Below are 4020 nucleotides of genomic sequence, written 5' to 3' on the forward strand. Positions count from 1 at the left end.
AGTTTTACGGCTTTTCCTGCATAAGTGATTTTAGGTCGCAGGGCATAGGTTATCTGTGATTTCAAAAAGCTGTACGGTTTCTTTCCGTCAAAGGTTTTCTGCGACATAAACCAAGTGAGAGCAACGGGAATACCAAAATATTTGAGAAATGCTCCCTCAATCATGGAAAGTGGGGGAATATCCCCAAACAGAATGATGATAAATTCTGTAATCACAAACCATGTAATCTGTGTAAAGGTAACGGGAAAGGGTAAGTTAAAGTCATTGATTGCATACAAGACTTTTTCCACGTTCCAGATACCCGTATAAGATTTAATCTTTTTCAAGTTCTTTCAGCTCCTTTCGTAAGTTCTTCAAAGAGAAAAGGACAGCCATTTTCAGACTGTCCCTTAAAAGAGAAATACGCTGTCAGTAGCAACAATGCTTGTCGCTGATCTTCCAGCGTTAGTATGGTATCTCGCACATACCTCGGCTTGTTTCAATAAAGCAACCGCCCATATCCAAATCTCGCCCGTAGGCTTCATAGTCAATGTAGTTCTGCAAGCTGGGTGGAATATCCCCTAGTGCCTGCAATTCGTCTATGTAGTAGTAGGCAATATCTGTCATGGTTTCACAGTCGGGATAATAATAAATATCGCCCTTGTGTTCCACAACTTCTTCCAGCGTCCCATAGTGACTGATAAATTCGTCCAGACACTCTACAATATAGTCGGGAAGTTCCTCTATCATTTCATACATCTCATTGAGTTCTTCAATGGAAACATACTCGCCAATCGCAATGGGGAAGTTGTCGGTATCATGGATAGCGTATTCCTCATACTGTTCATTCAAGCCGATTTTTTCTTTTACATCTTCCTCGTCAATAGGAAATGTGAACCAAGCACCGACTAAATAGCCCTCATTGTATTTGCCAAGATTAGCAATATAAACCGCCATATCATCAATCATAAGCACCACCTCATTTCCTACTCTGGCAGTTCAAAGATACCGTGTTCTGTTACTAAAAATTTCCCGTGTTCCTGCAAGTGAGAAGCATAGGCTTCAAAGTCAAAGTAATATTCTTGACAGTCCTCGGATAAATGCTTGAATGTCGGGTCATTCATCAGCTTTTGCCTTGCAACATCTATCATGCTTTTGCAGTCGGGATAAACCGTAATCACGTTTCTGCAAATATAAAGTGCTTCTAAGTTTTCATACACGGTAAGAAGTGCTGTATATTCTTCCTGCATATCGCTTGAAAGCTGGCGGTACATAAAATCTAGTTCGTTGAGCTGGTACACGCTTGTATGTTCGTGGACTTCATCAGCAAAGGGCAGTACCTTTTCGGTAATGCGGTAATCTTGACTTTCTGCACCGACACCTAACTTTTCTTCAAACTCTGCAACATCTATCGGCAGGTCGAACCAGTATGATGTTGTTTCTTTGCCAGTTGTTCCTCTCGTTTCCACCAGCACCCTTGTTTCCTGCATTGTTCCTCACGTCCTTTCTGTTGTTTCATCACATCTTTTAAGCTCTGGTACGACATACCAAACACATACTTTGAAAAATCTTCTAACTGTTTTTCTTCATAATCGGCAGGGTTCAATCGTTTCATTTCCTGCCACACCTTACGCTTGTAAGAGGGCAGGTCGGAAATGTATTCACAGCCGACTTTTGCCTGCATATTCTTAAAAATATCGTTCATGTAATCACTCCAATCTGAAATTTTAGGTAAGAAAAAAGCAGTCAATCCTAAGACCAACTGCTTTGCATATAAATATAAATTTGTAAACTAAAATTTTCGGAAGTTTTTTTGTATTTTGTGTAGCCATAGTCCAGCAATACCAGCTATAATTGCCAAGAAAAAAACTGCGGTAGGAATAGAATGATTTTTTACTATAATCGCAATTACCCCAGATACTAAAATACCAATCCCTACGAATAAAACAGGTTTTCCTAATTCTTTTGCATATCCTTTTTTGTTATCAGTAGTATCAAATACTTTACCATGAACAAAAGAGTAATTTCCCTTTAATAAAGAAATACTCACGAATATAAGGATAGCAGAAACAAACCACATCATTATACTAAATCCTAACATAAAATATCACTTCCTAAAGTTGTATTTTTATATCCATATTATATCACCCCATTAACAACATCACAATAAAAATTTATGCACCGATAATCTTGTTGAATAGCTCTAACAGTACATCTTTCACACCGCCGGCGTTAAATACCAAACCGACAGCAATCAAGGCAACTACCAAGAAGCCGATAAGTTTGGAAAACTCACGCTTGAACCCTAAGTAGATACCGATAACCACAATCGCCATAAGCACCAAGCTCTGTGCGTTTGATAAAAACCATTGATACAAATTGTTTCCGAAATTCATGTTATTTGTCCTCTCTTTCTTCTAATTGTTTCATTTCACAGTCAGCTTCTTTGCCGACAGTCAAAATACACATCAAGACTATGCCGATACCCATTCCCAGAGATACCAGCAGGAAGTCTTTTAATAATACCCACATTTTTTATCACTCCTAACTTTCTACTAAATCTTTTGCAGGGGTCGTCTGCTGTCTGATTATCATTTCATGCTTTTCTGTGAGCTTCGCCTGCTGTTCAATCATTTCCATGTAGTCTGTACCGTTTCCCTTATCAATCTTTTTCAGCATTTTCAAGGTTGGTGCTACCTGCCGTTGTACCCAACGCAATGTGCGGTCTAAGGTGTAAGGCTCTGGCTTTGTCGTCAGCTTCAAGCTCTGTCTGTTATCGCCGATAAACCAAGCCCAGCGGTCATTGAGCTTCCAGTCATTTTTTCGCTTGTCTGGTTCTTCATCAACAAACCGCACATACTGATTGATGATAGAAAAGGCGGTCTGTTCTGCGTCATAATACGTCAGCAAATCCCGTACTGCATAATAGGCTCGTTCATTCCGAAGCCGTATCTCAAAACGGTTAATAATGTCGGCTTCTTCAAGCGGTGTCCCCAACTTAACGTACTGCTCATAGTCCTTTTCATAAATACAGAAATACACATCTGATTTCAGCGAACCAAGATAAAGGGTACGTCCCATATATTCTCTGTCGTCCTCTCTGTGCTTGATAAGCTCACCCGACTGGTAAAACTTATAGCTTCTGGACTTTCCGATATATTCCCGTTTCCTGCATTTTTCCGCAAGCTCTGGAATATCCAAAATACCTGTATGGTCGTTGATAGCAAGGTCGATACGCTTCATCACGCCACCGTCTACAAGTGCGTCCATGAGAAAGTCATACCAGCTTCTTTGCTGTGCCAGCAGGTAACTTTCAAACTGCCTGCAACCACGCCCCTTTAACTCTAAAAGGACACCTTTTTCTTCGTCAGCCGACGTATAGATAAAGATGTCCCCTAAAGAGTAATGCTCCGTATAACTGTAACGCCCGTAATCTTCATGGAGCATATAGTTGATATTCAGTTTTAATATATCTTTGATGATGTGCTGTATATCCAGCGTGGGAAAACGAATTTTCACATAATCAAACAGCATGGTAAGCGGTGCTTCTGGATTGAACCTTGCCAGTTCCTTATGCAGAGTTTCCAGAAGTTCTTTTGACGGCTTCATTTTTCCGCTTTCTATCTTGTTAAGATATTCTCTTGTGATACCAGAAACCACCGCCAGCCTGCCTTGTGAGATACCGTAAGCAATCCGTTTCTCCCGTAATTCTTTTATCCATTGTTCTTCATTCAGAACCATACCCCCAATCTGTAAAGTGTGAAGTTTTTTAAGGCGACTTCACAGCCGATTTTTGCTAGGAAACCGTGCCAGAAGCCTTATGTTTCCTATGTTTTTTGTCTTTTGTCTATTTGCAAACGTACCCCTCTGTTAGATACCGAGGGGTTTTACCTGCTGGCGTGGCTTACGCCACACCAGCAACGGCTAGTCCGTGCCGTCGCCTTTCGCTTCGCACGTCGCCGTTCCGTCCTGCCTTGCTTGTGCAAGAGAGCCGATAGTCTGCAAAAAATCATGTCCTTTCGGGACTAAAGGCGTGTAAAA

At 40.9% G+C, this 4020-nt stretch carries 8 protein-coding genes; all 8 read right to left on the minus strand.

All coding sequences use genetic code 11. The annotated features are described in order from the left end of the window. The coding region (locus tag WMO18_RS10570) for a conjugal transfer protein (protein WP_367286588.1) at positions 1-326 on the minus strand (326 nt) is incomplete at its 3' end. 118 nt (positions 327-444) lie between these two features. Beyond that, positions 445-948, minus strand: coding sequence for an antirestriction protein ArdA (locus tag WMO18_RS10575; RefSeq protein ID WP_367286592.1), 504 nt, complete (start codon positions 946-948; stop codon positions 445-447). Positions 949-965: 17 nt separating this feature from the next. Next, positions 966-1469, minus strand: a complete 504-nt coding sequence (locus WMO18_RS10580; protein WP_055153439.1) for an antirestriction protein ArdA — start codon at positions 1467-1469, stop codon at positions 966-968. Further along, positions 1388-1684, minus strand: a complete 297-nt coding sequence (locus tag WMO18_RS10585; protein ID WP_082419285.1) for a conjugal transfer protein — start codon at positions 1682-1684, stop codon at positions 1388-1390. Before WMO18_RS10585 ends, WMO18_RS10580 begins: the two co-directional genes overlap by 82 nt. An 87-nt stretch (positions 1685-1771) precedes the next feature. Then, positions 1772-2080 (minus strand): hypothetical protein, encoded by a 309-nt coding sequence (locus WMO18_RS10590; protein WP_004843356.1) that lies wholly within the window; start codon positions 2078-2080, stop codon positions 1772-1774. 73 nt (positions 2081-2153) lie between these two features. Continuing rightward, complete coding sequence (locus tag WMO18_RS10595) at positions 2154-2375, minus strand: hypothetical protein (RefSeq protein ID WP_004843355.1); 222 nt, start codon at positions 2373-2375, stop codon at positions 2154-2156. Position 2376: 1 nt separating this feature from the next. Further along, on the minus strand, positions 2377-2511 hold the full coding sequence (locus tag WMO18_RS10600; RefSeq protein WP_117576628.1) for a DUF3789 domain-containing protein: 135 nt from the start codon (positions 2509-2511) through the stop codon (positions 2377-2379). Positions 2512-2523: 12 nt separating this feature from the next. After that, positions 2524-3720 (minus strand): MobT family relaxase, encoded by a 1197-nt coding sequence (gene mobT / locus WMO18_RS10605; RefSeq protein WP_117576629.1) that lies wholly within the window; start codon positions 3718-3720, stop codon positions 2524-2526. Between the last annotated feature and the right edge of the window lie 300 nt (positions 3721-4020).

Origin of the sequence: Ruminococcoides intestinihominis (assembly GCF_040096285.1) — a bacterium.
GTDB lineage: Bacteria > Bacillota > Clostridia > Oscillospirales > Acutalibacteraceae > Ruminococcoides > Ruminococcoides intestinihominis.

Coding starts and splice junctions, on each gene's coding strand:
- WMO18_RS10575 (WP_367286592.1), bottom strand. CDS start 948: ATGATTGATGATATGGCGGTTTATATTGCTAATCTTGGCAAATACAAT.
- WMO18_RS10580 (WP_055153439.1), bottom strand. CDS start 1,469: ATGCAGGAAACAAGGGTGCTGGTGGAAACGAGAGGAACAACTGGCAAA.
- WMO18_RS10585 (WP_082419285.1), bottom strand. CDS start 1,684: ATGAACGATATTTTTAAGAATATGCAGGCAAAAGTCGGCTGTGAATAC.
- WMO18_RS10590 (WP_004843356.1), bottom strand. CDS start 2,080: ATGTTAGGATTTAGTATAATGATGTGGTTTGTTTCTGCTATCCTTATA.
- WMO18_RS10595 (WP_004843355.1), bottom strand. CDS start 2,375: ATGAATTTCGGAAACAATTTGTATCAATGGTTTTTATCAAACGCACAG.
- WMO18_RS10600 (WP_117576628.1), bottom strand. CDS start 2,511: ATGTGGGTATTATTAAAAGACTTCCTGCTGGTATCTCTGGGAATGGGT.
- mobT (WP_117576629.1), bottom strand. CDS start 3,720: ATGGTTCTGAATGAAGAACAATGGATAAAAGAATTACGGGAGAAACGG.